The organism is Novosphingobium clariflavum, from assembly GCF_026420865.1.
Taxonomy (GTDB): domain Bacteria; phylum Pseudomonadota; class Alphaproteobacteria; order Sphingomonadales; family Sphingomonadaceae; genus Novosphingobium; species Novosphingobium clariflavum.
This window is the reverse complement of the sequence record NZ_JAPCWC010000001.1, coordinates 15,634-41,611: the sequence shown is the minus strand read 5'-3', so window position 1 is coordinate 41,611 and position 25,978 is coordinate 15,634. Positions and strand designations below refer to the sequence as shown.

Below are 25,978 nucleotides of genomic sequence, written 5' to 3'. Positions count from 1 at the left end.
CCCACTTTTGCAAGGTTCGATGACATGATCCAGTTCACCCGCAAGACCCGGACCCTCGCTGCCCTCGCGCTTTCCGCCGCCGCCATCGCGAGCCTCGCTCCCGGCATTGCCACCGCCCAGAGCGCCGATGCCGCCGCGCTCAAGCAGGAAGCCGCCGCCGATGTCGATGCCCATGCCAAAATGATCCAGCAAGGCGTGGATTCGCTGTTCAGCTTCGCCGAGCCCGGCTTCCAGGAGTTCAGAAGCTCTGCCTATCTCGCGGACATCCTTGAAAAGAACGGCTTCAAGGTGACACGCGGGGTCGCCGGCATTCCCACCGCCTTCACCGCCACCTGGGGCACCGGCACCGGCGGCCCGACGATCGCGCTGGGCAGTGACATCGACGACTTGCTGGGCGTCTCGCAATACCCCGGCCTGCCTTACGCCAAGCCGATTGTCGAAGGCGCTCCGGGCCACGGCGAAGGCCACAATTCGGGCATGCCGATGATGATCGCGGCAGCCATCGCCGCCAAGAACGTGATGATCAAGCACCACATCCCCGGTCGCATCATGGTCTGGCCTGGTATTGCCGAGGAGAACCTCGCCTCCAAGGCCTACTTCGTGCGTGCCGGGCTGTTCAAGGACGTCGATGCCAACATCTTCGCCCATGTCGGCACATCGTTCGGCACGGCCTATGGCGAGATGGGCATGAACGGCATGGTCTCCGTCGAATACACCTTCAAGGGCCGGACCGCGCATTCCGCCGGCGACCCCTGGGACGGCCGAAGCGCGCTCGACGGGGTCGAACTCATGGACGTGGCCTGGAATTTCCGCCGCGAGCATCTGCCGGTGACCCAGCGCTCGCACTACGTCATCACCGAAGGCGGCGGCCAGCCCAACGTCGTGCCGGGCGAGGCCAAGGTCTGGTACTTCTTCCGCGATCGCACCTTCGACGCCGTCCGCTCGCTCTATGATACCGGCAACACCATCGCCGATGCCGCCGCGATGGCCACCGGCACCACGGTTTCGCGCCGAATCCTCGGCTATGCCGCTCCCAACTTCGGCAACAAGCCGATGGCCGAGGCGGCGCAGGCCAATATCGAAGCCGTCGGCATGCCCAAGTGGACGGCAGACGACCAGGCCTTCGCCAAGGCCGCGCAGGTCAACTTCGAGCGCAAGGTGGAGCCGCTGCACGACAGCGTCGATCCGCTCTCCACCCCCGAGAACCGCCCGCGTTCGATCGGCGGCGGCTCGGACGACATCGGCGACATCATGTGGACGGTGCCCACGATCACCGTGCGCTACCCCTCGAACATTCCCAACATTATCGGCCACAACCTCACCTCGGCGGTGGCGATGGCCACGCCGATCGCCCACAAGGGCGCGGTCGCGGGCGCCAAGGCGGTGGCGATGACGGTGATCGACCTGATGACCCGGCCGCAACTGCTGGCGGACGCCAAGGCCTATTTCAAGGACGTCCAGAACAAGGACCAGCACTACGATCCGGTGATCACCGCCAGCGATACCCCCGCCATCTGGCTCAACGCCGAAGTGATGAAGCGCATGCGTCCCGAGATGGAGAAATACTACTATAAGCAGGACAAGTACCCGAGCTACCTCGACCAGCTCGGCATCAAGTACCCCCAACTCGGCACGCCGCCCAAGACCTCGCAGGCCCCCGCGGACGTGACGGATGCCGCCACTCGCCCCGATGCCGGTGCCCCGGATCCGTCCCGCGTCGGCGGTTGACGATCCCGCCGGCCTGAACGAACCCACCCTGCCGCTGGTCGGGGCAAATGCTCCGTCCAGCGGCCGTTTTCAGGCGAGCAGGTCCTCGTAGAACGCGCCGAAAGGACGCTTCGGGTGGCGGATCTGCATCTCGAGGATCCACAGCCCCTTGCCGGGCACCGCATCAAAATCACCGAGGTTGCCACCCTTGTGGACCGAGTGCGGATCGTCGCTCACCCGGTGCCCCTTGATGTCGATATTGAGCACCCAGCCCATCGCGCGGGCTTCTTCTTCCGCGCGTTCGTAGAGCGCGCGGCCGGATACCGCGCCATGGTCCCAGATCGCGCGAACACGATCGAACAGCACACGCACAGCCTCGGCACAGGCCTGCATCTCGGCGTCGCTGCCCACCGTGTAGGTCGCCCCGACGTCACCTTCGTGCCCGAGGAATACCGGCCCCATGTCGATGAAAAAGATGTCGTTTTCGCCAAGCACCGCATCACCCTCGCTGCGGTCGCTGAATATCTTGAGGGTGTTGGCTCCGAAACGCACGAGCAGTGGATGCCAGGTACGCTCCATGCCCATTTCAGTGAGGATCGCCTCACCCGCCACGCGTACCTCGGCCTCGGTCATGCCCGGACGGACAAGCGCGGCGATGCGCTCGAGCGCTTGCCACGACAGCTTTTGCGCCTCCGCGATCGCACTGCGCGAATAGGCGGGACCGACCGCTTCGCGCGGCTGGAACGAGAGGGGGGCGTGGGTGGTCATGACACGTATCTCCGCTAGTGGATTGATTTTGACATTTGAGCGCGCCCTTTCCGATAGGGTAGCAAATGTCAGAAGCGAACCACTGGGCCAGCCCCGCGTCTGGCGGCACGTCCCCCTCCAGTCAAGTTCAAGCCGGCGTGATGCCCATGCAGAGGTATTTGACCTCCATGTAGTCATCCAGGCCGTAGTGCGAGCCCTCACGCCCGAGGCCGGACTGCTTGACCCCGCCGAACGGCGCCACTTCGGTGGAGATCAGCCCGGTGTTGATGCCCACCATGCCCGCCTCCAGCGCCTCGGCCACGCGCCAGACGCGGCTGAGGTCGCGGGCGTAGAAGTAGCTTGCAAGGCCGAACTCGGTATCGTTGGCCATGCGGATGGCATCGGCCTCGTCGGTGAAGCGGATCACACCGGCGAGCGGTCCGAAAGTCTCCTCGCGCGCCAGCTTCATGTCCGGCTTCACGCCCGCCACCACGGTGGGGTTGAAGAACGAACCGCCGCGCGCGTTGCGCTGGCCGCCCGCGAGTACGGTGGCGCCGCCGGCAATGGCGTCCTGAAGGTGCTCCTCCACCTTCTCGACCGCCTTCTCGTCGATCAGCGGGCCGACTTCGGTGCCCGCATCCATGCCGTAGCCGACTTTCATGGCGGAGACGCGCCTGGCCAGCTTCTCGACGAATGCGTCGTAGACACCGTCCTGCACGTAGAACCTGTTGGTGCACACGCAGGTCTGGCCGCCGTTGCGGAACTTGGAGATCATCGCGCCGTCGATCGCGGCATCGACATCGGCATCGTCGAACACGAGGAACGGCGCATTGCCGCCCAGTTCCATCGAGGTCTTCTTGATCGTCCCGGCGCATTCGTGCAGCAGGTCGCGGCCGATCTCGGTGGAGCCGGTGAACGTCAGCTTGGCGACCTTGGGGCTGGCTGTCAGCGCGCTGCCGATCTGCCCGGCGCTGCCGGTCACGACATTGACGACGCCCTTGGGAATGCCCGCCAGTTCGCACAGATGCGCGATGGCAAGTGCCGAATAGGGCGTGGCCGAAGCGGGCTTGATGACGATCGTGCAGCCCGCAGCCAGCGCGGGCCCGAGCTTGCGGGTGATCATCGCATTGGGGAAGTTCCAGGGCGTGATCGCGGCGACAACGCCGACGCCCTGCTTGATGACGACGATGCGGCGGTCGGCGGCGTGGCCGGGAATGGTGTCGCCATAGGCGCGCTTGGCCTCTTCGGCGAACCATTCGATGAAGCTGGCGCCATAGGCGATCTCGCCGCGCCCTTCGGCCAGCGGCTTTCCTTGCTCGCGGGTGAGCAGTTCGCCGAGGTCATCCTGATGCTGGATCATCAGGTCGAAGAGCTTGCGCATCAGTTTCGAGCGTTCGCCGGCCGTCTTGGCGCGCCATGCGGGAAGCGCGCGTTCGGCGGCATCGATGGCGCGATCCGTCTCGTCCGCGCCCATCTTCGGCACCGTGCCCAGCACCGCGCCGCTGCCGGGGTCGGTCACTTCGAACGTGGCCCCGCTGTCGGCGTCGCACCATGCCCCATCGATGTAGCACTGCTGACGGAGAAATTGGGTGAAAGCCATGAGTTCAATCTCCCTCTCAGACCCGCTCGACCGCAAGGGCCAGTCCCATGCCCACGCCGATGCACAGCGTTGCAAGGCCCCGGCGTCCGCCCGTCCGTTCAAGCTGATGCACCAGCGTCAGCGCCAGCCGTGCGCCGGACATACCCAGCGGATGGCCCAGTGCAATCGCCCCGCCATTGGCATTTACCTGCGGGGCATCGTCGGCAAGGCCCAGTTCGCGCAGCACCGCCAGCGCCTGACTGGCGAACGCCTCATTGAGTTCGATGGCATCGAAATCGCCGATGCCCAGCCCCAGCCGCGCCATGAGCTTGCGCGTTGCCGGAACCGGCCCGATCCCCATCACCCGAGGTTCCACGCCTGCCGAGGCCATGCCGAGGATCCGCGCGCGCGGCGTCAGCCCATGCGCCTTCACCGCCTCCTCGCTGGCGATAATCAGCGCCGCCGCGCCGTCGTTGATGCCCGAGGCATTACCCGCCGTGACGGTGCCGCCCGGCTCGAACAGCGGCTTCAGCCGCGCCAGCGTCTCCAGCGTAGTGCCACGCCGCAGATGTTCGTCCACCGAGACTTCGACGATATCCCCGCTCCGGCGCCCAGGCACCGGCGTGACGACGATCTCTTCCGCGAAGTATCCCGCCTCCTGTGCCGCCGCCGCGCGCTCCTGACTGCGCAAGGCGAAACGGTCCTGATCCTCGCGCGAGATACCATGATCCTTCGCCACGTTCTCCCCCGTGCGCGGCATCGTTTCGGTGCCATAGGCCGCATCGAGCGCGGGATTGACGAAGCGCCAGCCCATCGTCGTATCCTCGATCTTCTGGCTTCTGCCGAAAGCACTGTCCGCCTTGCCCATGACGAAAGGCGCCCGCGTCATGCTCTCGACGCCGCCCGCGAAAGCCAGTTCCATCTCGCCCAAGGCCACCGCCCGCGCGGCGGCGCCCACGGCTTCGAGGCCCGATGCGCAAAGGCGGTTGAGCGTGACACCGGGCACCGTGTGGGGGAGCCCCGCCAGCAGCAGGCTCATGCGCGCGACATTGCGGTTGTCCTCGCCCGACTGGTTGGCGCAGCCGTAGAACACTTCCTCCACCGCCGCCGGATCGAGCGAAGGATTGCGCGCCAGCAGCGCGCGCAGCGGCACCGCGCCCAGATCGTCGGCACGGATCGCCGCCAGCCCGCCGCCGTAGCGGCCGATCGGGGTGCGCACCGCGTCGCAAATGTAGGCAGGTCTGGTCATCGGCTATCCTCGCTGGGTTTTCCCCGGCCTAGCAAGGCGATGCGCGATCCTCGGCCTTAACCGGAACGCTTCGGGAGAATATCACAAGCGGGAAAGACGCTGCGCGCGCCCGGGCAGATTTGCCTCGCATGGCAGCATCCCGACAGTGCATTCGGCATATCGAAGGCGCAGTCGTGAGGGCTCGTCGCGGTCGCAAGAGAGGATATCCATGGCCCACCGCACTCGCTTCCAGGCGGCAATCACTGCCGTTTCGCTTCTCGCCCTTGGCTGCGCCGACAGCCTGAGCGCGCAAGACGATGCCGCACAAAAACCCGCTTCCGCCGCGACCTTGCGCTACTTCGAGGAAACCACCGCCAGCCTGCCGTGGAACGACAAGGAGGACTTCGACCTTGCCACGCGCGGCTTCATCGCCGGCATTCCGGGCGGCGAGATCGCCAAGCCGGACGGCAAGCGCATCCGCGACCTCAAGGAACTGGACATCTTCAAGGGCCCGCGCCCGGACACGGTGAACCCCAGCCTCTGGCGCAATGCCCAGCTGCTCTCGCAATCCGGGCTCTTCAAGGTGACCGACCGCGTCTATCAGGTGCGCGGGATAGAGCTGGCGAACCTGACCGTCGTGCTCGGCAAGACCGGCTACCTCGTGATCGACACGCTAACCACGGTGGAAAGCGCCAGGGCAGCCATGGACCTCGTGCGGGCCAAGCTCGGCGACAAGCCGGTGGTGGGCGTGATCTACACCCATTCGCACATCGACCACTTCGGCGGCGCGGCAGGCGTCATCAGTCCCGAGGAAGCCACCGCCCGCAAGGTGCCGATCATCGCGCCGGGCGGGTTCCTGAAGGAAGCGATCTCGGAAAACGTGATCGCCGGGCCCGCCATGAGCCGCCGCGCGATCTACGCCTTCGGCCATCTCATCGGCACCGGCCCCAAGGCCGACATCAGCGACGGTATCGGCCCCGCCTTCAACCGGCTGGGCAATGCCACCGGCTCGGTCCACATGCTGCCGCCCACGCATGAGGTGACGAAGACCGGCGAGACCATGACCATCGACGGCATCGATCTGGAATTCCAGTACATGCCCGATACCGAGGCCCCGGCGGAAATGGCGATCTACATGCCGCAGCTGCGCGTGCTGGACATGGCCGAGAATGCCAATTCCTCGCTCCACAACATCCTCACCCTGCGCGGCGCGCAAGTGCGCGATGCCAAGGCCTGGGCGGACGACCTCACCCGCTCCATCGCGCTCTACGGCGATCGCACCGATACGCTGATCACCTCGCACTTCTGGCCGCACTGGGGCAATGCGAAGATCCTCGACTACCTCGGCGCGCACCGCGACATGTACAAGTACCTGCACGACCAGTCGGTGCGGCTGATGAACGAAGGCCTGAACGGCGCCGAGATCGCGGAAAACCTCAAGCTGCCCGCACCGCTGGCGAACCGCTGGTTCAATCAGGGCTACTACGGCACCCTCAGCCATGACGCCAAGGCGGTCTACCAGCGCTATTTGGGCTGGTACGACGGTAACCCGGCAACCCTCAATCCGCTGCCGCCGGAAGCCGCGGGCGCGAAGTATGTCGAGGCAATGGGCGGGCCGGAAGCGGTGCTGACCAAGGGACGCGCGGCCATTGATACGGGCGATTATCGCTGGGCTTCGGAACTGCTCTCCCGCCTCGTCTTCGCCCAGCCGGACAACCATGCGGCAAAACTGGCGCTGGCCGACAGTCTTGAGCAGCAGGGCTATCAGGCCACCAGCTCGATGTGGCGCAACGCCTTCCTGACCGGCGCCAAGGAGCTGCGCGAAGGGGTGAAGTTCGGCGGCTTCGATTCGGTGGCGGGGGCGATCCCGGCCATGCCGCTGTCCGACATTCTCGACCTGCTGGCCGTGCGCCTTGTGCCCGAACGGGCGCTGGCGGCACCGATGGCGTTTGACCTCATGCTTGATGGCAGCGCGCAGGCCGAGCATGTCGAGATCCGCAACGGCGTGCTGGTGCATCAGCCGGTTGGGCCGGGCGTTCCCAAGGCTGCGGAGCTGAAGCTGACGCGCGCGCAGCTGGTCGCCGGGATCACGAAGAAGCCGCAAGACACGCCCCTGCCGCCGGAAACCGCCAAGCGCCTCGACGCCCTGCTCGCCCTGATCGAAGCCCCGCGCGGGACATTCGGGCTGGTGACGCCCAACCCATAAGCATCATATCCGTGAATATGGCCCGGCCGGTGCGCCGGGCCTCCCTGCCCCGGCGAACGCAGGCTTAAGCCTGCTGCATGTCCATCTCTCTGACCCGTGACGGCGCCGTCGCCGTCGTCGCTTTCGACCGGCCTGCCGCGAAGAACGCCTTCACTCTGGCGATGCGCGCCGAGTTCGTCGCCGCCTTTGCCGAACTGGAAACCGATCCCGCCATTCGCGCCGTAGTGCTGACCGGCACCGGGGGCAATTTCTGTTCCGGCGCGGATATCGGCGAGATGGGCGAGACACCGCCCGACGCCTTCCTTGCCCGCATGCGCCAGCTTCACGCCATGGCGCGCGCCGTCGCCCGCTTCCACGCACCGGTCATCGCCGCGGTCGACGGCGTCTGCATCGGCGCGGCCTGGGGCTTTGCCATGGCCAGCGACATCGTTCTGGCCAGCGAGCGGGTGCGCTTTGCCGCCACTTTCCGCCGCATCGGCTATGCCCCCGATGCCGGGCTTGCCTGGCAGTTCCTGCAAGCCATCAACCCCATGCGCGCGAAGGAAATCGTCTATTCGGGCCGCGAGGTTCACTCCGACGAAGCCCGCGCGCTCGGCCTCGCCATGGAAGTGCTGACGCCCGCAGCGCTGCTGCCCCGCGCCATGGAACTGGCCCGGATGATCGCGGACGGCCCCGCTACCGCGCTCCACCTGGCCAAGCGCCAATTCGCCGCCGCCCCGGCCATGAGCCTCGACGCCTTCCTCGATTTCGAAGCGACGATGCAGCCGCTGCTCGGCCAGACCGCCGACCACCGCGCCGCCGTCGCCGCCTTCCGCGCCAAGCGCGCGCCCACCTTCAACGCCGGCTGAACACCGCGCGTCCCTTTTCCCATGGAGTAGACGATGATCCGCAGCGAGAAGACCGGTCCGATCCTTCGGATCACCATCGACAATCCGCCGGTCAACGCCCTTGGCGCCGGTGTGCGCGCCGGGCTGGCGCAGGCCATTGCCGCCGCTGCCGAAGACCAGAGCGTCGGCGCAGTAATCGTCACAGGCAGCGGCAAGCTGTTCAGCGCCGGGGCCGACATTTCCGAATTCGGCAAACCCCTCGCCGACCCCCAGCTTCCCGACGTTCTTGCCGCGATCGAGACCTGCCCCAAGCCGGTGATCGCCGCGATCAACGGCACGGCGCTGGGCGGCGGGCTGGAGATTGCGCTCGCGTGCCACTACCGCGTGGCGCTCGCCTCGGCCAAGCTGGGCCTGCCCGAAGTGAAGCTGGGCATCCTGCCCGGCGCAGGCGGCACCCAGCGGCTGCCGCGCCTTGTCGGCGTGGAAGCCGCGCTGAAGATGATCGTCTCGGGCGATCCCGTCTCCGCCAGCACCGCAGCAGCCAGCGGTCTGGTAGACATGGTAGTCGAAAGCGCCGAAGGCCTGTTCGATGCCGCCGCCGCCTTTGCGAACTCTCCCGCCCGCCCGACCAGCGCGCGCGCGGTTTCCGGCGACGCGGCCAGCGCCGATGCCTTTGTCGCGGCCAATCCCCGCCTGTTCAGGGGCCTCACCGCCCCGTTCGCCTGCGTCGAAGCCGTCAAGGCCGCAGCCACTCTGCCATTGGCCGAGGGCCTTGCCACCGAGCGCCGCCTGTTCCTCGAACTCGTCTCGGGCGAACAGTCGCAAGCCCTGCGCCACGCCTTCTTCGCAGAGCGCAGCGCAGCCCGGATCGAAGACCTGCCCAAGGACATCGCCAAGCGGCCCGTGGGCCGCGTCGGCGTGATCGGCGCGGGCACCATGGGTGGCGGCATCGCCATGAACTTCCTTTCGGCGGGCCTGCCGGTCACCATGGTCGAGACCAGCGCCGAAGCGCTTGAGCGCGGCGCCGCGCTGATCCGCAAGAACTACGAAGCCACTGCCGCCAAGGGCCGCCTGACCACCGCTCAGGTCGAAGCCGCGATGGCCCTGCTGACCCCCACGCTGGAGTTCGGCGCCCTGGGCGAATGCGACCTGGTGATCGAGGCCGTCTACGAGAACATGGAGGTGAAGAAGCAGGTCTTCGGGCGGCTTGACGCAGTGGCCCGCCCCGGCGCGATCCTCGCCTCGAACACCTCCTACCTCGACGTCGATGCCATCGCCGCCTGCACCTCGCGGCCCCAGGACGTGCTGGGCATGCACTTCTTCTCGCCCGCCAATGTCATGAAGCTGGTCGAAGTCGTGCGCGGCGCCAAGACGGCACCCGACGTGCTCGCCACGATCATGGCGCTCGGCCAGAAGATCGGCAAGGTGCCGGTGGTGGCCGGCGTGTGCTACGGCTTCATCGGCAACCGCATGCTGATTCCCCGGCAGGACAATGCGCTGTCCCTGGTCATGGAAGGCGCCAGCCCCGAACAGGTGGACAAGGTCCACACCGATTTCGGCATGCCGATGGGCCCGTTCCAGATGACCGACCTTGCAGGGGTCGATATCGGCTGGCACCGCGATCCCGAACGCATCGACGACCTGAAGGACGCGCTCTGCGCGCAGGGCCGCTGGGGCCAGAAGACCGGCGCCGGTTTCTACGACTACGACGCCGCCCGCAAGCGCAGTTCATCGCCCGTGGTCGCCGCGCTGATCGAGGAGTTCCGCAAGCGTGAAGGCGTAACCCCGCGCGCCATTTGCGACGAGGAAATCGTCGTCCGCACGCTCTACACCATGGTCAACGAAGGCGCGAAGATCCTGGAGGAAGGCATCGCCCAGCGCTCCTCCGACATCGACGTGGTCTGGCTCTACGGCTATGGCTGGCCGCGCTGGACCGGCGGCCCGATGTTCTGGGCCGAACGCGAAGGCTTTGCCAAGATCGTCGCCGGACTGGAGCGCTACGCCAAGAGCATGCCCGAAGGCTTCTCCATCTCGCCGCTGCTGCGCCAACAGGCGACCGCCACCGAAGAGCCCGTGGCGTGAGCGGCGCCTTCGCCTTTTCCTATGGCCCACGCCTCATCAGCGGCGCGGGCAGCGCGGACCGGATTGCCGACCTGCTGCCGGCAGGCCCGGTGCTGTTCGTGACCGACCGCCAGATCGTCAGCCTCGGCCTTGCCGAAAGCGCGCTGGCGGCGCTGCGCGCATCGGGGCGGGAGGTCACGGTAGCGAGCGAAGTGGAAGCCGATCCCTCGCGCGCAACGCTGGAAGCCGTGGTCGCGCTCGGGTGTGAAAGCGGCGCGGGCAGCGTCGTCGGTTTCGGCGGCGGCAGCCCGATGGATGTCGCCAAGCTGGCCGCCTACCTGCTGGGCTCCGGCGACGATCTCGACGCAATCTGGGGCGTCGGCAATGCCCGGGCCAAAGGCCTGCCGCTGGTGCTGGTGCCGACGACGGCGGGCACCGGATCGGAAGCCACCCCGGTCTCGATCATCACCCTTCCCGGGGACGAGAAGCGCGGTGTATCCTCGCAAGCTCTCATCGCCGGGCACGCCGTGCTCGACCCGGCGCTGACGTTGGGCCTGCCGCGCCACGTTACCGCCGCCACCGGCATGGACGCAATGGTGCACGCGATCGAGGCCTATACCTCGATCCACCTCAAGAACCCGCTGTCCGACCTGCTGGCACGCGAAGCGCTGCGGCTGCTGGCGGCCAACCTGTTGCTCGCCTGCGAGGAACCCGGCAATGTCGCCGCGCGCGAGGCGATGCTGCTGGGCGCCCATCTCGCCGGAGTCGCCTTTTCCAATGCGCCGGTGGCAGGGGTTCATGCCCTTGCCTATCCCCTCGGCGGGCGTTTCCACGTGCCGCATGGCCTTTCCAACGTGCTGATGCTGCCGCATGTCCTGGCTTTCAACATGAGCGCGGCGATGCCGCTCTATGCCGAGCTTGGCCCATTGGTCGATCCCGCACTGGAAGGGCTTGGCCAGCAGGCGCAGGCACAGGGGCTGCTCGAAGCCTTGCGCACGATGGCGGCGCGTGCCGGGATGCCCGCGCGGCTTTCCGCCGTGGGCGTGAGTTCGGCCGACCTCGACCAGCTTGCCGCCGACGCCATGCTGCAGGAACGCCTGCTGAAAAACAACCCGCGCACGATCACGCAGAGTGACGCGCGCCAACTCTATGAGGCTGCACTGTGAGCCGTGCCCCCCTGCGTCCGCGCGGCGCCTATCACCATTTCACCCCGATCAGCACCCGCTGGCACGACAACGACGTCTACGGCCACGTCAACAACGTGGTCTATTATTCGTGGTTCGACACGGCCGTGAACGCCTGGCTGATCGAAGTCGGCCTGCTCGACATCGAGAACGGCAACCCCATCGGCCTCGTGGTCGAAACGGGGTGCCGCTATGCCGCTTCGGTAGAGTTTCCGCAGATGGTGGAGATCGGCCTGAAAGTGGCGCGGCTCGGCTCCAGCAGCGTGACCTATCACCTCGGCGTCTTCGTCGAAGGAGCAGAGGAACCGGCAGCGGAAGGGCAGTTCACCCACGTCTATGTCGACCGGGACAGTCGCCGCCCGACGCCGCTGCCCGAACCCTGGCGCACGATCCTGAACTCCATCGCCTGAGATACGAAAAGGGGCGGCGCGGTAATCACCGCGCCGCCCCTTTTTTGCGTCCTGTCGGGTCTTAACCCTCCGCCCGCTCCGGCGCACGGCGCAGGGCCAGCCAGAGCAGCAGCGCGCCCAGCGGACCGAACACCACCGCCATCGTCGTCAGCGCCAGATTGAGGCCCTTGGCGCCGTAGACATGATCGGTCATCAGCCCCACCAGCACGGAACCGAAGGCCCCACCCGTGAGGTTCACCAGCGCCATATAGAGCCCGGTATAGAGCCCGCGCAGCGTCGGCGGCACCACAGCCACGATCAGCACGAAGATCGAGGCCACCGACATCGAACTCACGAACAGGTTGGCATAGGACATGAACACCGCCAGCCCGACCGTCGGTACGATGGGCCCGATGATGGTCGTCACGCTCAGCACCGCCATCGAGGTAAAGGTCAGCCAATAGGCCGCCTTGCCGCCGAAGCGCCGGCGCAGCCAGGCGTGATAAGGATGAACGGCCAGGCACCCCGCAATACCCGCCAGCAGGAACGCCGGGCCATAGCTGGTCGCCACCATCGCCGGGGGCATCGCGTAGGAGCGCATCAGCATGGCCGGATACCAGTTGAGCAGCCCGTAATTGTTCATCGACCACGCAACGATGCCCAGCGCCAGCAAGACGATCAGCGTGCGGTTCTCACGCGCGAAAGCCAACGCCTCGCCCTTGGCGGGCGCGGCTGCAGCACGTGCGGCGGCGCTGTCGTCGCGCACCGTGCCCTGCACCAAGAGAGCCACCAGCAGGCCCGGCACTGCGAGCAGGAGGAACACCACACGCCACGGCTCGGCGCTATCGATGAAGGGCAGGTCGTAAGGACCGCCCGCGCTGAATTTCGCCAGCAGGTGCGCGCCCAGCATCATCGCCATGCCGCCACCCACGTAGAGCCCGGTGGTGAACAGCCCGATCGGCTTTTGCACCTTGTCACGCGGGAAACGGCTGGAGATGATGCCGATCGCCGCCGGATTGAGCCCCGCCTCGCCCACGCCCACGAACATGCGGGCGAGGAACAGCGTCAGGAAGCCGGTGGCCAGACCGCTCGCCGCCGTCGCCACCGACCAGACGAGGATACAGGCCGCCAGAATGGTCACCCGCCGCCCCTTGTCCAGCATGCGGCCGATGAACACACCGCCGAACACGTAGAGCAGAGCGAAGGCCATGCCCGTGACCGCGCCCAGTTCGGCATCGCTCAGGTTAAGGTCGCCCTTGATCGCCTCGACCAGGAAGCTGAGGATCACCCGGTCGACATAACCCAGCACCGATACCGAGAAGAGGATCGCGACCACGTACCAGTCGTAAGCGCCCGCCTCTCTTGCAGGCCTGGGAATTGGGGCCGCCCCCGTCTGCGCCGTGCTCGCCATTCTGTTCTCCCGACCCATTCTTTGTTGTCGCTATAGTATGACTTAGCGGCCCTGGAACACCGGAACTCGCTTTTCCCGGAAGGCGGCGATGGCTTCTTTCGAATCCTCGGTCTTCGACAGGGCATTGGTGTTGTTCTGTTCGTAGCGATAGCCGTCGCGCAGGGTCATGTTCTCGATGGTGCGCATCGAATCCTTGGCAAGGCGGGTCGCCATCGGGCTCTTGGAGGCGATGGTGCGGGCCATGTCCATGACCCAGGGCATCAGTTCCTCGGCCGGAAGGCACGCTTCGATCACGCCCCTGCGGTAGAGTTCCGCAGCCGGTGCGCGCCAGCCGGTCAGCATCATGCGGCGCACCATCGAATGCGGCAGGATGCGCGAGGCGTGCTTGCCGCCGCCCATCAGGCCCACGTCCACTTCGGGCAGCCCGAACACGGCAGTCTCGGAGGCGACGATGATGTCGCAGCTGGCGGCAAGGCCAAGGCCGCCGCCCAGCGCCGGGCCGTTCACGGCGGCGATCACCGGCTTGTTGCATTCGATGATGGCATAGCTCGATTCCCGCACCGCACGGTTGCGCTTCCAGGTCGCGCCGGGCGCGGAAACATCGGGCCGGTTCTTGAGATCGGCCCCGGCCGAGAAGCACTTGCCCGCCCCCGTCAGCACGGCAACGCGCACATCCTCGCGGTCGCTGATCTCGTCGAAGGCATCGGCAAGGCCGTGGATCATCTCCATCGACTGCGCATTGACGGGCGGGTTGTCCATCGTGACCACGGCCACGTAGTCGGCGATATCAAGCTTGATCATCTTCGGCATCCTTCCTGATTGCGGCCATCTAACCGCGCTCCCGCCGCCGCCGTCGCGCCCCGGCGCGCTCGTCGCGGGAGAATCCCATATGCGATGCAAAGTTCAGTCCACCTCGGCCGCATCCCCGGCATCGCCGAAGGCCGACCAGCCGCCGTCCACCGGCACGATGGCGCCCGTCATGTAGGCGGCGCGCGGAGAGGCAAGGAAGGCCACGGCATCGGCGATCTCCGCCGGATTGCCCAGCCGCCCGAGCGGGATCCGCCGCCGCACCGCGCGCAGGGATCGCTTGCCCTCCGCCTCCAGCGCCATGACGCCGGGCGTGGCAATATAGCCGGGTGCAACCGCATTCACCCGCACCCCATGCTGCGCCCATTCGCAGGCGAGCGAGCGCGTGAGCGCCTCCACGCCCGCCTTGGCCGCGCAATAGCTGTTGCGCCGGGGCAGACCGCCCCGCGCGGCAATCGACGAGAGATTGACGATGGCCCCGCCGCCACCCCGCAGCATGACCCGGGCCGCCGCCGCCGCCAGTTGCAGCGGGGCGATGAGGTTGATCGCCAGCCCGCGTTCGAACGCATCGAGACTCTGCTCGGTGGTCGGCGCGAAATCGTCGGCAATCGCGGCGTTGTTGACGAAGACGTCGATGCGGCCATGCTGCGCAGCAATCCGCTCCATGACCTGCGCGACGGCAGCCTCGTCCGTTACATCCAGCCGCAGTCCCTGCCGGTCTGCGGGAAGCGCCTCCAGCGCCTCGGCATCGCGATCGAGCACCACGACGCGCGCGCCTTCTGCGGCAAAACGATCCGCCGTCGCCGCGCCGATCCCGCGCGCGCCGCCGGAGATCACGACAACCGGAGCCTGCTGCACCTCAGGCACCGGCGCGGCCGCCAGAGCCGCAGGCGCGGTGCCGCCATAAGCGCCGTAACCGCCATCGACCGCCACGCTGGCGCCGGTGACATAGTCATTGCCCGCTGCCCAAAGCACTGCCTGCGCGATGTCCTCCGGCCGCGCCATGCGCCCCAGCGGCACACGCACGGCGACCGAGCCGGGATCGACCTGTCCTTCGGCCACCAGCGCCTCGACGATCTCGGTCGCGACGTAGCCGGGCAGCACCGCGTTCACCCGCACGCCCTGCCCCGCCCACTCGCAGGCAAGCGCCCGCGTGAAACCCAGAATGCCCGCCTTCGACATCGCATAGGGCGTGCGCCCCGGTATCGCCTGCAAGGCCGCGCCCGAGGACAGATTGACGATCACACCGCCGCCGTTTTCCAGCATCGCCCGCCCCGCCTCGCGCGCGGCAAGATAGCTGCCGCTCAGGTTGACGCGCAGGATTCGCGCTGTCGTCGCGCTATCCAGATCCAGCGCCAGAGTGCCCGCCGGATCGACGATCCCGGCATTGTTCACCAGCACATCGATCCGGCCATGCTGCGCAATGACGTGAGCGATCCCCGCGACGATGGAGGCTTCCTCTGCCATGTCCATGACCAGTGCGCGGTGCGGATCGCCCAGTTCCGCCGCCGCTGCGCGAACGGCCGCCTCGTCACGGTCGGCCAGCACGACGACGGCGCCCTGCCCGGCAAACACATGCCCGGCAAACAGCCGCGCGGTGGCAAGGCCGATGCCTTTGGCCGCGCCCGTCACCAGAACTACCTTCGGTCCGTTCTGCGTCACTATCTCTCTCCCGGCAGTGTGTTTTCCGGGCGAGCGAAGCATTCGCCGCGCCCTGTCTCAACCTGCCGGAAGCGGCTCCCCCGCCTATCACCTATGGGATAAGCCCCCGCGCCGCCCGCCGTCGGCTTGGGCCCGTACGCCAGGCCGCCTTATGCCGCTGAGCAAGCACATTTGGCCAAGCACATTACGGGAGAACTTCATGTCGCAGCGACTTTCCGGGCGCGTCGCGCTCGTCACCGGCGCCTCGCGCGGACTGGGCCGAGCCATTGCCGAACTTTTCGCGGCCGAAGGCGCGGCCGTCGCCGTTCTCGATCTGAAAGAGCACTGGGCGCAGACGGTCGTGGACGGCATCACGGCGCAGGGCGGCAAGGCACTCGCCATCGGCTGCGACGTCTCTGACCGGGAAGCCGTGCGGGCCGCCGTCGCCCGCACCGTCGAAGCGTTCGGCGGGCTGGATGTGACCGTCAGCAGCGCGATGTGGAACAAGTACGAGCCAATCGCCGAGATCACGCCCGAAACGCTGGCGCGCATGTCCGGCGTCGGCTTCGACGGCATCGTCTGGATGACGCAGGCAGCGGCCCCGCACATGGCCCGGCGCGGCGGCGGATCGATGATCAACATCGCCTCGGTCTCCGCGCTCAAGGGCATGGTCAACGCGCTGCTCTACTGCGGCATCAAGGCCGGCGTCGGCGGCCTCACCCGCGCAGCGGCGGTGGAACTCGGCGCACAGGGCATCCGCGTCAACGCGATCTCGCCCGCAACCGTCGCCACCGAGGGGGTCAAGGCCATGCTCGATGAAGAGGCGCTGGCCCAGCGCAAGGCCCGCATCCCGCTCGGCCGTCTCGGCGAGACCGAGGACATCGCCCAGACCGCGCTGTGGCTGGCCTCGGAAGGATCGGCCTTCGTGTCCGGGCAGATGATCACGGTCGACGGCGGCCTTGCCAACGCGATCCTTTGAACGGGAAGGGGCTTCGACAGGCTCAGACTTAGCGGAAAGGAGAAACCTGCTCTCCATCCCGCTAAGGCTGAGCCTGTCGAAGCCCCCGCGTGCAGGGCAAATCACATCCAGCCCGGATCGACTTCCAGAACCTCCGCGCCGGCCGCGCAGCACGCCAGCCACGCATTCACACGCGGCAATTCGCAGGCCGCGTAATAGCGCAGCGCCGCTGCCGTGCCTTGCTCCAGCAGCTCTCCCTTGCCCCGCGCGCTGAGCGCAAGGTCGAGCCAGATCCAGCCCACGACCGCATGGCCGAAGGCAAAGAGGAACGGGGTCGACACTTCCAGCGCCGCCTCGGTCTCGCGCAGCATTTCCAGCCCCGCCTCGACCTCAGCCCACACTGCCTTCAGCGCATCGGCCTGGTCGGCAAAGCCATCCGAAGCCGCCGCGAGGGTCGTCGTGATCCGCCCCTTGAGAACGGCCAGTCCCTCGCCCTGCCGGAGCAGCTTGCGTCCCAGCAGGTCGATGGCCTGAATGTCGGTCGTGCCTTCATGGATCGGATTGAGCCGGTTGTCGCGGTAGACCTGCTCGACATCGAAATCGCGGGTATAGCCATATCCGCCGTGGACCTGGATCGCCATGGCATTGGCCTCCAGCCCCATCTCGGACGAGAACGTCTTGACCACCGGCGTCAGCAGGGCCAGCAGCGCGGCGCTGTCGTCATCCCCGCCATCCACCAGCCGCGCGGCATAGAGACAAAGCGCCAGGGCCCCTTCGCCCAGCGCCTTCTGCGCCAGCAGCATGCGCCGTACCGCCGCGTGAGCGATGATCGGCACCGAGGCGCCTTCCGGCCCCAGACCCTGCAAGCGCCCCTGCAAGCGCTCCTGCGCGTAGCCGAGCGCATGGCCATAGCCCCGGCACGCCAGCGCCGCCGCGCCGAGCCCCACGCAAATGCGCGCCTCGTTCATCATCATGAACATCTGGCGCAGGCCCTGCCCTTCCCGGCCCACCAGCCAGCCGGTGGCCCCGCCGTTCTCGCCAAAGGCGAGCAGGCAATTAGGGATCGCGCGGTAGCCCATCTTGTGGTTGAGCCCGGCCACGGCAACGTCGTTGCGCGCACCGTCCGGCAGCACGCGCGGCACGATGAACAGAGACAGACCGGCGGTGCCTTCCGGCAGGCGGCCATCGCCCGCAGCGACCTTGGCCAGCACGAGGTGAACGATGTTTTCCCCGATGTCATGCTCGCCGCCCGAGATCCACATCTTCGAGCCGGTCAGGCGATAGCGGTGGCCGAGATGATCCTCGCCCACCCGCTCGGCGCGGGTCCGCACCGCGCCGAGATCCGATCCCGCCTGCGGTTCGGACAGGCACATCGTCCCCAGCCAGCGCCCGGCGATCTGCGGCCGGGCAAAGGCATCGACTTGCGCCGCGCTGCCGAATTCCGCAATCAGGCGCGCGTTGGCGACCGTCAGCATCGCATAGGACGAGGTGGCGATGTTCGCCGCCGCGAACCACGCGAAGCTGGCACAGGTCACCGTGAAAGGCAGCCCGTGTCCGCCAAGGTCCTCCGGGAAACCTGCCCCGAACAGGCCAAGCTCGGCATAGGCGCCGACCGCCGCCTTCACCTCCGCATGGACAGTGACGCCCTCCGGACCGATCTGCGGCTCCTGCGCATCGCCCGCCTTGAAGTGGGTGAGATAGCGTTCGCGGGCCAGCGTCTCGGAAAGGTCGAGCACGGCATCGACGGTCTCCCGCTCGGCAATCTCGCCCACCGCCAGCCAGTCATGCAGGCAGAAGTCGAGAAATTCGCGGTCGAGAAGGCGCAGGCTCACGACAGCAGAACCAACGCGTCGAGCGGCACCACCCCTTCCCCTGTCTGCATGACCTTGAGCGGGTTGATGTCCACCCCGGCCAGCCTGTCCTCGTTCGCCGCCGCAAAGCGCGAGAGGGCAGCCAGCGTCTCTGCCAGCGCCGCGATATCCGCAGGCGGCGCGCCGCGTACGCCTTGCAGCACTTTGCCCGCCGTGGTCTCGGCGATCATCCGGCGTGCTTCGGCGGCGTCGAACGGCACGGCGCGGAAGGTCACGTCCTTGAGCACTTCCACCAGCACGCCGCCAAGCCCGAACATGACCACCGGGCCGAGCGTCGCATCCACGCTGACGCCCGCGATCACTTCCACCCCGCCGCCGATCATCGGGGCGACGAGAACGCCCTCGATCACCGCATCGGGCAGCGCAGCCCGCGCGCGTTCGAGCACGGTTGCAGCGGCCTCCTGCACGGCGGCAGCGTCCTTCAGGTTGACGATCACACCGCCTACTTCAGTCTTGTGCGCGATCTGAGGCGAGCAGATCTTGACCACGACCGGATACCCGATGGCGTCCGCTGCCGCTGCGGCCTCTTCTGGCGTCGTGGCAAGGCGCTCGTCGGGGAATGGCATTCCGGCTTCGGCAAGGACTTGCTTGGCCGTGCGCTCGCTGAGTGTACCGCTAGCAGTGATCGGCACGGGCAGCGCGGCGGGCGCCGGGCGCGCCGCGCGCGCCAACGCGAAACTCTCGGTGAAACGCACCAGGGCGCCCAGCGCGCGGGTCAACGCAACACTGTCCTCGAAGACGAGGAACCCGCGCTGCTCATAAGCGCGCACGACTTCAGGCGGCGCGCTCATGGTGACGGCGCGGATCAGGCCCTCGCCGCCGGGACCGGCCGCTTCCAGCGCTTCGGCAAGGCGCGCCGAATAGCTGGGCAGCGCAGGCGTCGTCCCCAAAATCGCGACAAAGACATCATAGCCGCCCTGTTCCAGCACGACCTGGATGTAGCGCGTCATCAGCGGCAGGTCGGTCATCGCCTGCGCGGTCGCATCGATGGGATTGACCGGCGAGGCATAGGGCAGCAGCGCCTTCAGCTCAGCCTGCGCCGCCTCGGGCATCGGCGTGACCGCCAGCCCTGCCTCGTCGCCGTCATCCGCCATCTGGATGCCGAGCCCGCCGGACATCGAGAAGATGCCGAGCCGGTTGCCGCGCGGCAGGCCGGCGCGGGCGATGGCATAGGCGATGTCGATCTGCTCCGCCGTGCTGCGTGCGCGGTGAACGCCGTACTGGCGGCAGATCGCATCGAACACGCCGTCCGACCCCGCAAGGGCTGCCGTGTGGCTGCCCACCGCGTGGGCGCCGACTTCCGAACGGCCGACCTTCAGCAGCACCACCGCGATCCCGCGCAGGCGGGCCAGCGCCAGCGCCTCGAAGAACAGCGCGCGGTTGCGCACGCCTTCGGCATAGGCCATGACCACTTTCACGCCGTCGCGGTCGATCACCCAGCGCAGGGCCTCGGCCATGTCGACGTCGCACTCGTTGCCGGTGGTGATCCAGTGGCGGATGCCAAGCCCGCGATTGCGGGCAAGCTGGGCAACGTGCGAGCCATAGGCGCCGCTCTGCGAGACGATGGCGACGGGTCCGGGTTCGAGAAACCCGTCGTCCAGCATCACCGAGAACGTGCCGTAATAGCCGATGGAGCTATCCGCCGCGCCCAGGCAGTTCGGCCCGAGCAGACGCAGACCGCCCGCGCGGGCAATCGCGACGATGCGCGCCTGTTCCTCGCGGCCTTCCTCGCCCATTTCGGCAAACCCGGCGGCAAAGATGATCGCCGCCTTCACCCCCGCCGCCACGCAGTCCTCCACCGCCTGCCGCGTCGCGGCGGCAGGCACGGCCAGCAGCGCGAGGTCCGGCACCTCGGGAAGCGCGGCGATGGCAGGCCAGGCCTGTTCGCCCTGCACCGTCTCGCGCCTGGGGTTCACCGGGTAGACCCGCCCCTGATAACCGCTGGCCCTCAGGTAACGCAGCGGCCGCCCGCCGATCCGCGCGGCATCGTCCGAGGCGCCGACCAGCGCGATCGAGCGCGGCGCGAAAAGTGCGTCGAGACCGGTTGTCTCCGCTGCGCCCTCAAGGTCTCCCGCAGGCCGGGTGCCATCGCAGATCGTCACGTCGCCTCTCTCACTCATTCCTGTTTTCCGAACGAAAAGGCCTGCCACGGGCGCTACGGCATCGTTACCGGGGAGAAGGAAAGAGCCCCTGTTTCATATCCGTGATTTGCAGACGGCGAACGCCCCTCCATCCCATCCGTGATAGCGCAGCATGAGCGGGGCTGCCGCGCGCTATCAGCCTTGTGATATTCCCCTGCGGCCCCCTGCCCGCGATTGAACGAAAGCCCTGCAGCGAGGACGTCGGTGTCCCGTCACGAGGCACTTGGCGCAGCAACACCTGCTTGCGCAAGCCGCCGAGAGCGAAGAAGGCGCCAGACGCCTGGGGCCAATAACAAGGGCGCAAGACGCCGGGGTTTGTGGGAGAAGAAAAGTGAAGATGTCCTCGATCATCAAGTGCGGCCTGCTGGCGACCAGCGCCGGGTTTGCACTGTGCCAGGCTTCCGCCGCGCTTGCGCAGGAGGCGAGCGACGCGCCTGCCGCCAGCGCCCCCACCCTCGACGAGATCGTCGTCACCGCCACCAAGCGCGGTCAGGCCTCCAACGTGCAGGACGTGCCGTTTGCCGTCACCGCCTTCGGTGCACAGCAGCTCGAGGACCAGCACTTCACCACGGTCCAGAGCCTGAGCTACAACATGCCCAACGTGCAGCTGAATGCCGTGGGCACGACGCCGGGCTATGCCAACTTCTCGATCCGCGGCCTCGGCATCAACAGCTCGATCCCCTCGATCGACCCGACCGTCGGCGTGTTCATGGACGGCGTCTACCTCGGCGTCAGCGCCGGCGTGGTGTTCGGCAACTTCGACATCGAGGGCCTCGAAGTGCTGCGCGGACCGCAGGGCCTGCTGTTCGGCCGCAACGTGACCGGCGGCGCGATGGTGATCCGCACCACCACGCCCAAGGACACGTTCTCGGCAGACTTGCGCGCCTCGGTGTCCTCGGGGCCCGAATACAAGATCAGCGGCGTCGTCACCGGGCCGATCGTGCAGGACAAGATCTCGGCCAAGCTGGCAGTCTACTACGACAAGGACACCGGCTATTACACCAATGATTACAACAACAACCACGATCTCGGCAAGAACCGGACGCTGATCGTGCGCCCGGCGCTGCGCTTCACCCCGATCGACGGCTTCGAATCCGTGTTCCGCTACGAATACGGCAAGTACGACGGCGACGGTGCTGTGGCGAGCAATCACGGGCTTTATCCCCGCAACAGCTTCCACGTGAACATCGACGAAGAAGGTTTTGCCCACAACTACTGGCACATGGCCTCGAACGAGACCAACATCGACACCGCCTTCGGTGACGGCAAGATCACCAACATCATGGCCTACCGCGAATACAACGCACGGGTGTTCAACGACATCGATGCCTCGCCGTCCTATGCCTTCCACTCGGGCAACACCACGCACCAGAAGCAGTTGAGCGAGGAACTGCGCTGGGCCGGCACCTTCGGCAAAGTGGACGTGACCACCGGGCTCTACTATTTCACCCAGCGCATCGACTACAAAGAAGTGCGCAAGCTTTCGAACGGCGCCCGCACGCTGTCGGGCGGCGGCATCCAGAACCAGGACACCTACGGCATCTTCGGTTCGGCCGACTGGCACTTCACCGATACCCTGACCCTCAATCTCGGCGCGCGCTACACCACCGAGACCAAGGACGTGAAGGTCGCCAACCTCACCGCCACCGGCTGCGACTACGAAGCGCAGACCTGCAACTACACCTTCAACGACAAGCACACCTGGAAGGGCCTCACCCCGCGCGTCGGCCTGCAGTGGCAGCCCGACCGCGAAACCCAGGTCTACGGCTTCTGGACCCGCGGCTTCCGTTCGGGAGGCTACAACTTCCGCAACGTATATACCCAGGTCGATCCCGGCCCATTCAACGACGAAGTGCAGAACTCGTGGGAAGTCGGCGTGAAGAAGGACCTCTTCGGCATCGCCCGCATCAACCTGGCCGCCTTCTGGAACACTATCGACGACGTCCAGCGCGAGATCCAGATTCCGGTCGTCGGCGTCGGCACCGCGCAGGTCATCACCAATTCGGCCAATGCCCGCATCCGCGGCCTGGAAGGCGAATTCACGCTGAAGCCGGGCGCCGGGTTCACCCTGAGCGCGCAGGCCGGCTACACCGAGGGCAAGTACACCGACGTGTTCTATGACCTCAACAACGACGGCGTGATCGACGCCAAGGACTATGGCCTCAAGCTGCCGCGCCTCGCCCCATGGAGCTATGGCGGCACGGTTGCGTGGAGCGGCGACTTCGGCGATCTGGGCGTGGATGCCCGCGTCAGCGCCAACTACCGCGATGCCGACTGGTACAACGATGCCAACACCGGCCTGATGCGCGCCGCGACCATGGTCGATGCCAATCTGACGTTCAAATATTCGAACTACAGCCTCTCGTTCTACGGCACCAACCTCCTCAACGAGGCCACTTTCGGGGCCGAGGCGCCGCTGGCGTTCTTCTCCGGATCAACCTTCTCGCCGCTCAACAAGGGCCGTGTCTACGGCGTCGAAGTCGCCGCGAAGTTCTGACGCGCATCAGGGGCGGGTCGCCAGCGATCCGCCCCGGCGCACGGGGGCCGGCGGGCCTCTCCACCCGTACCAGCTGCCCGCCGGCCCTTCTTTTCAAGAGACATGCCTGAAGCACGGCCTTCCCCGCTTCCCCCGCCTGGCAGGCCGGCACCGCCACGCGGCGCCCCGGACCGACGCGACAAACCACAAGCAGAAAGCGTCTGATCCCGCACGCGCACCGCGTCCCCGGGGGTCCCCAAGGTCCCGTTTCCCCTAGATCCATTGTCTCCCCGGAGGCGACAGTCTGTCGACAATTTTCGGAATTATCCCGGCGCGATTGGAGGACCATATCGCCGCTGTCCCAGGAGGACAGCAATACAGGGATAACAAAAATGAAGACGTTCATCGCAGGGATTCTGGCCGCCGCATCGGTGTTTTCGGTCACGCCGGCTTTCGCGGATGCGTTCCAGGGGCCCTATGTCGGTGTGCAGGCCGGCTGGAACCATGACCGCGTACATGGCGCCGATACCGACATCGGTGACCTCGATGTTCGCGACAATCGCGATTCCTTCATCGGCGGCGCCTTCGCCGGCTACAACTACAAGATCACGCCGAACGTCGTGATCGGCGCCGAAGGCAGCTTCGACCTGGGCGCCAGCGACCGCGTGCGCGGTGCAGGCGGCGTAGTTGACCCCAACTACTCGTTCGACCTCTCGGCCCGTGCCGGCTACCTCGTCGACCAAAAGACCATGCTCTACGTGCGCGGCGGCTACGAGAACCTGCGTGCCCGCGTTTCGGACGGGGTCGTGCAGGGTCATGACACCTTCGATGGCTGGAGCGTGGGCGGCGGCGTCGAGCGCGCGATCCTCGACAACGTCACCGCGCGGATCGAATACCGCTATTCGGACCTCGGCAGCAACGGCAACGGCTTCGACCGTCACCAGGCCCTGGTCGGCGTTGCCTACCACTTCTGAGGATTGAACAGGCAAAAGGCCGAAGCGCGATCCCCGCGCTTCGGCCTTCCTGCATTTCGCTGAGAACGGGGGCGCCGCATTGAACCGCGGACGCCGAGCGTCCCGATCAGTCCACCGCCTCGCGCACCCCCGCCTTCTCGAAGACGAGGCCGCGCCAGTTGTCGTCGGCGGCATCCTGGCAGGCTTCGCGGTAAGCCTTGAAGCCGCCGGTATACATCGTCAGGCCCCGCGCCTTGCCCGCCACGTTGGCGCCGGTGTACCAGGTCTTCGCCTTGCTCACGAGCGTATTGAGCGAGAGGTCGTGGACCAGGTCCATCCACTCCTGCTCGGCCTCGCCGGTGGGTTCCATCGCCGTCAGCCCGCTGCCGCGCATGTGGTCGATCGCCTGCGCCAGCCAGTTCACGTTCTGCTCGTTGATGGTGAAGATGTTCGCCAGCGCCGAAGGGCCGTTGGGGCCGCAGATCATGAACAGGTTGGGAAAGTCCTTCATCATCAGGCCGAGGTAGGAATGGGCGCCGTCCTTCCACTCCTGATTGATCGTCTTGCCGCCGCGGCCCACGACGTCGAAGGCCATCAGCGCGCCGGTCAGGCCGTCGTATCCGGTCGCGAGGATCAGCATGTCCAGTTCGATCTCGCGCGTAGCCGTGCGCACGCCCTTTTCTGTCAGCCCGACGATCGGCTCCTTGAAACAGTCGACAAGGCTGACGTGCGGCTCGTTGTAGGTCTCGTAATAGTTGGTATCGAGGCAGGCACGGCGCGCGAAGATCGGATAGCCGCGCGGCTTCAGCGTCTCGGCGGTCTCGGGATCCTTCACCACTTCGCTGATCTTGCCGCGCACGAATTCGGCGACCTGCTCGTTGGCCTCCTCGTTCTGCATGAGATCGGCAAACGAGCCGAGGAAAGTGTGGCCGCCGTTCTGCCAGGCCGATTCCATGATCGCCACGCGCTGTTCAGGCGGCAGGCTGAAGTAGGGACGCGTGGTCGCCGGGCGGACACCGCCGAGCGGGCTGTTGCGCGCGCCTGCCCGCATCGCGGCGAGGTTGCGCTTGATCTCGGCGGTATATTCGGCGCTGTGCTTGTGGTTGCGCATCGGCATGGTGAAGCTGGGCGTGCGCTGGAACACCGTCAGTTCCTGCGCTTCCTGCGCCACCACCGGGATGATCTGGATGCCGGTGGAGCCGACGCCGACCACGCCCACGCGCTTGCCTTCGTAGCTCACCGGCTCCTTGGGCCAGCGGCCGGAGTAATAAAGCTCGCCCTTGAAGCTTTCGAAATCCTCGAAGTCCGGCTTCTTGGGCACCGAGAGCGGGCCCGTCGCCATCACCGCATACGTCGCCTCGAACGTCTTGCCGGTGCTGGTGCGGAATGACCAGAGCTGCCGCGCCTCGTCATAGGCGGCGCGTTCGACGCGGGTTTCGAACAGGTAATCCTTACGCAGTTCGTGGCGGTCTGCGACGAAGTTGATGTATTCGAGGATTTCCGGCTGCGCCGCGAACTGCTCGGACCACGACCATTCGGCATCGACTTCGGGCGAGAACGTGTAACAATAATCGATGGTCAGCAGGTCGCAGCGCGCGCCCGGATAGCGGTTCCAGTACCAGACCCCGCCGACGTTGTCCCCCGCCTCGATGCCCAGCACCGACAGCCCCATCTCGCGCAGCTTGTAGACCGCGTAGAGGCCGCCGATACCAGCGCCCACGACGATCGCATCGTAAGTGGCGTCGACGTTTCCATTCGTATTTTCAACCATTTCGCCCATCTCTCCTGGGAA

General features: G+C 66.8%; 18 protein-coding genes. 9 read left to right on the top strand and 9 right to left on the bottom strand.

What is annotated here, in order from left to right; all coding sequences use genetic code 11:
• Positions 1-24: 24 nt before the first annotated feature.
• Positions 25-1,728 carry an amidohydrolase gene (locus OKA11_RS00150; protein ID WP_267218195.1) on the top strand — a complete coding sequence of 568 codons (1,704 nt, stop codon included), beginning with the start codon at positions 25-27 and terminating at the stop codon, positions 1,726-1,728.
• 69 nt (positions 1,729-1,797) lie between these two features.
• Here OKA11_RS00150 and OKA11_RS00145 read toward each other — a convergent pair whose 3' ends face one another.
• The 3 genes from OKA11_RS00145 to pcaF form a co-directional block, all read right to left on the bottom strand.
• Complete coding sequence (locus tag OKA11_RS00145; RefSeq protein WP_267218194.1) at positions 1,798-2,475, bottom strand: M24 family metallopeptidase; 678 nt, start codon at positions 2,473-2,475, stop codon at positions 1,798-1,800.
• A 127-nt stretch (positions 2,476-2,602) separates the two neighbouring features.
• Positions 2,603-4,054 (bottom strand): NAD-dependent succinate-semialdehyde dehydrogenase, encoded by a 1,452-nt coding sequence (locus OKA11_RS00140; RefSeq protein ID WP_267218193.1) that lies wholly within the window; start codon positions 4,052-4,054, stop codon positions 2,603-2,605.
• 16 nt (positions 4,055-4,070) lie between these two features.
• The gene (gene pcaF / locus OKA11_RS00135) at positions 4,071-5,282 is read right to left on the bottom strand and encodes a 3-oxoadipyl-CoA thiolase (RefSeq protein ID WP_267218192.1); all 1,212 of its coding nucleotides are present in this window, start codon (positions 5,280-5,282) and stop codon (positions 4,071-4,073) included.
• 208 nt (positions 5,283-5,490) lie between these two features.
• On the opposite strand from pcaF, the gene OKA11_RS00130 reads away from it, so the two are divergent.
• From OKA11_RS00130 to OKA11_RS00110, 5 genes are all read left to right on the top strand, one after another.
• A complete protein-coding gene (locus tag OKA11_RS00130; RefSeq protein WP_267218191.1) occupies positions 5,491-7,467 on the top strand; it encodes an alkyl/aryl-sulfatase in 1,977 nt (658 codons plus the stop codon).
• 77 nt (positions 7,468-7,544) lie between these two features.
• The gene (locus OKA11_RS00125) at positions 7,545-8,315 is read left to right on the top strand and encodes an enoyl-CoA hydratase/isomerase family protein (protein WP_267218190.1); all 771 of its coding nucleotides are present in this window, start codon (positions 7,545-7,547) and stop codon (positions 8,313-8,315) included.
• Positions 8,316-8,348: 33 nt separating this feature from the next.
• The gene (locus tag OKA11_RS00120) at positions 8,349-10,376 is read left to right on the top strand and encodes a 3-hydroxyacyl-CoA dehydrogenase NAD-binding domain-containing protein (protein ID WP_267218189.1); all 2,028 of its coding nucleotides are present in this window, start codon (positions 8,349-8,351) and stop codon (positions 10,374-10,376) included.
• A complete protein-coding gene (locus OKA11_RS00115) occupies positions 10,373-11,521 on the top strand; it encodes an iron-containing alcohol dehydrogenase (RefSeq protein ID WP_267218188.1) in 1,149 nt (382 codons plus the stop codon). The genes OKA11_RS00120 and OKA11_RS00115 overlap by 4 nt, the downstream gene beginning before the upstream one ends.
• Entirely contained in the window at positions 11,518-11,949 is a 432-nt protein-coding gene (locus OKA11_RS00110) for an acyl-CoA thioesterase (RefSeq protein ID WP_267218187.1), read from the top strand. Before OKA11_RS00115 ends, OKA11_RS00110 begins: the two co-directional genes overlap by 4 nt.
• Positions 11,950-12,010: 61 nt before the next feature.
• On the opposite strand, the gene OKA11_RS00105 is transcribed toward OKA11_RS00110, so the two are convergent.
• The 3 genes from OKA11_RS00105 to OKA11_RS00095 all read right to left on the bottom strand — a co-directional run bounded on the left by OKA11_RS00105 (position 12,011) and on the right by OKA11_RS00095 (position 15,808).
• A complete protein-coding gene (locus OKA11_RS00105) occupies positions 12,011-13,339 on the bottom strand; it encodes an MFS transporter (RefSeq protein ID WP_267218186.1) in 1,329 nt (442 codons plus the stop codon).
• 42 nt (positions 13,340-13,381) lie between these two features.
• On the bottom strand, positions 13,382-14,140 hold the full coding sequence (locus OKA11_RS00100; protein WP_267218185.1) for an enoyl-CoA hydratase/isomerase family protein: 759 nt from the start codon (positions 14,138-14,140) through the stop codon (positions 13,382-13,384).
• 102 nt (positions 14,141-14,242) lie between these two features.
• Positions 14,243-15,808 carry an SDR family oxidoreductase gene (locus OKA11_RS00095; protein ID WP_267218184.1) on the bottom strand — a complete coding sequence of 522 codons (1,566 nt, stop codon included), beginning with the start codon at positions 15,806-15,808 and terminating at the stop codon, positions 14,243-14,245.
• Between the two features lie 199 nt (positions 15,809-16,007).
• Here OKA11_RS00095 and OKA11_RS00090 point away from each other — a divergent pair, with 199 nt between their 5' ends.
• The gene (locus OKA11_RS00090; protein ID WP_267218183.1) at positions 16,008-16,766 is read left to right on the top strand and encodes an SDR family NAD(P)-dependent oxidoreductase; all 759 of its coding nucleotides are present in this window, start codon (positions 16,008-16,010) and stop codon (positions 16,764-16,766) included.
• 101 nt (positions 16,767-16,867) lie between these two features.
• Here OKA11_RS00090 and OKA11_RS00085 read toward each other — a convergent pair whose 3' ends face one another.
• Positions 16,868-18,577, bottom strand: a complete 1,710-nt coding sequence (locus OKA11_RS00085) for an acyl-CoA dehydrogenase (RefSeq protein ID WP_267218182.1) — start codon at positions 18,575-18,577, stop codon at positions 16,868-16,870.
• Positions 18,574-20,736, bottom strand: a complete 2,163-nt coding sequence (locus OKA11_RS00080; RefSeq protein WP_267218181.1) for an acetate--CoA ligase family protein — start codon at positions 20,734-20,736, stop codon at positions 18,574-18,576. The genes OKA11_RS00085 and OKA11_RS00080 overlap by 4 nt, the downstream gene beginning before the upstream one ends.
• A gap of 358 nt (positions 20,737-21,094) precedes the next feature.
• On the opposite strand from OKA11_RS00080, the gene OKA11_RS00075 reads away from it, so the two are divergent.
• On the top strand, positions 21,095-23,254 hold the full coding sequence (locus OKA11_RS00075; RefSeq protein ID WP_267218180.1) for a TonB-dependent receptor: 2,160 nt from the start codon (positions 21,095-21,097) through the stop codon (positions 23,252-23,254).
• 371 nt (positions 23,255-23,625) lie between these two features.
• Complete coding sequence (locus OKA11_RS00070; protein WP_267218179.1) at positions 23,626-24,207, top strand: outer membrane protein; 582 nt, start codon at positions 23,626-23,628, stop codon at positions 24,205-24,207.
• Between the two features lie 106 nt (positions 24,208-24,313).
• Here OKA11_RS00070 and OKA11_RS00065 read toward each other — a convergent pair whose 3' ends face one another.
• Positions 24,314-25,957, bottom strand: coding sequence for a flavin-containing monooxygenase (locus OKA11_RS00065; protein WP_267218178.1), 1,644 nt, complete (start codon positions 25,955-25,957; stop codon positions 24,314-24,316).
• Positions 25,958-25,978: the final 21 nt, after the last annotated feature.

Excerpts from the sequence above, each read along its gene's own strand:
- OKA11_RS00105 (WP_267218186.1), bottom strand. The coding sequence starts at position 13,339 with ATGGCGAGCACGGCGCAGACGGGGGCGGCCCCAATTCCCAGGCCTGCA.
- OKA11_RS00130 (WP_267218191.1), top strand. The coding sequence starts at position 5,491 with ATGGCCCACCGCACTCGCTTCCAGGCGGCAATCACTGCCGTTTCGCTT.
- OKA11_RS00150 (WP_267218195.1), top strand. The coding sequence starts at position 25 with ATGATCCAGTTCACCCGCAAGACCCGGACCCTCGCTGCCCTCGCGCTT.
- OKA11_RS00125 (WP_267218190.1), top strand. The coding sequence starts at position 7,545 with ATGTCCATCTCTCTGACCCGTGACGGCGCCGTCGCCGTCGTCGCTTTC.
- OKA11_RS00080 (WP_267218181.1), bottom strand. The coding sequence starts at position 20,736 with ATGAGTGAGAGAGGCGACGTGACGATCTGCGATGGCACCCGGCCTGCG.
- OKA11_RS00120 (WP_267218189.1), top strand. The coding sequence starts at position 8,349 with ATGATCCGCAGCGAGAAGACCGGTCCGATCCTTCGGATCACCATCGAC.
- OKA11_RS00075 (WP_267218180.1), top strand. The coding sequence starts at position 21,095 with ATGTCCTCGATCATCAAGTGCGGCCTGCTGGCGACCAGCGCCGGGTTT.
- OKA11_RS00065 (WP_267218178.1), bottom strand. The coding sequence starts at position 25,957 with ATGGTTGAAAATACGAATGGAAACGTCGACGCCACTTACGATGCGATC.
- OKA11_RS00070 (WP_267218179.1), top strand. The coding sequence starts at position 23,626 with ATGAAGACGTTCATCGCAGGGATTCTGGCCGCCGCATCGGTGTTTTCG.
- OKA11_RS00100 (WP_267218185.1), bottom strand. The coding sequence starts at position 14,140 with ATGATCAAGCTTGATATCGCCGACTACGTGGCCGTGGTCACGATGGAC.
- OKA11_RS00090 (WP_267218183.1), top strand. The coding sequence starts at position 16,008 with ATGTCGCAGCGACTTTCCGGGCGCGTCGCGCTCGTCACCGGCGCCTCG.
- OKA11_RS00140 (WP_267218193.1), bottom strand. The coding sequence starts at position 4,054 with ATGGCTTTCACCCAATTTCTCCGTCAGCAGTGCTACATCGATGGGGCA.
- pcaF (WP_267218192.1), bottom strand. The coding sequence starts at position 5,282 with ATGACCAGACCTGCCTACATTTGCGACGCGGTGCGCACCCCGATCGGC.
- OKA11_RS00145 (WP_267218194.1), bottom strand. The coding sequence starts at position 2,475 with ATGACCACCCACGCCCCCCTCTCGTTCCAGCCGCGCGAAGCGGTCGGT.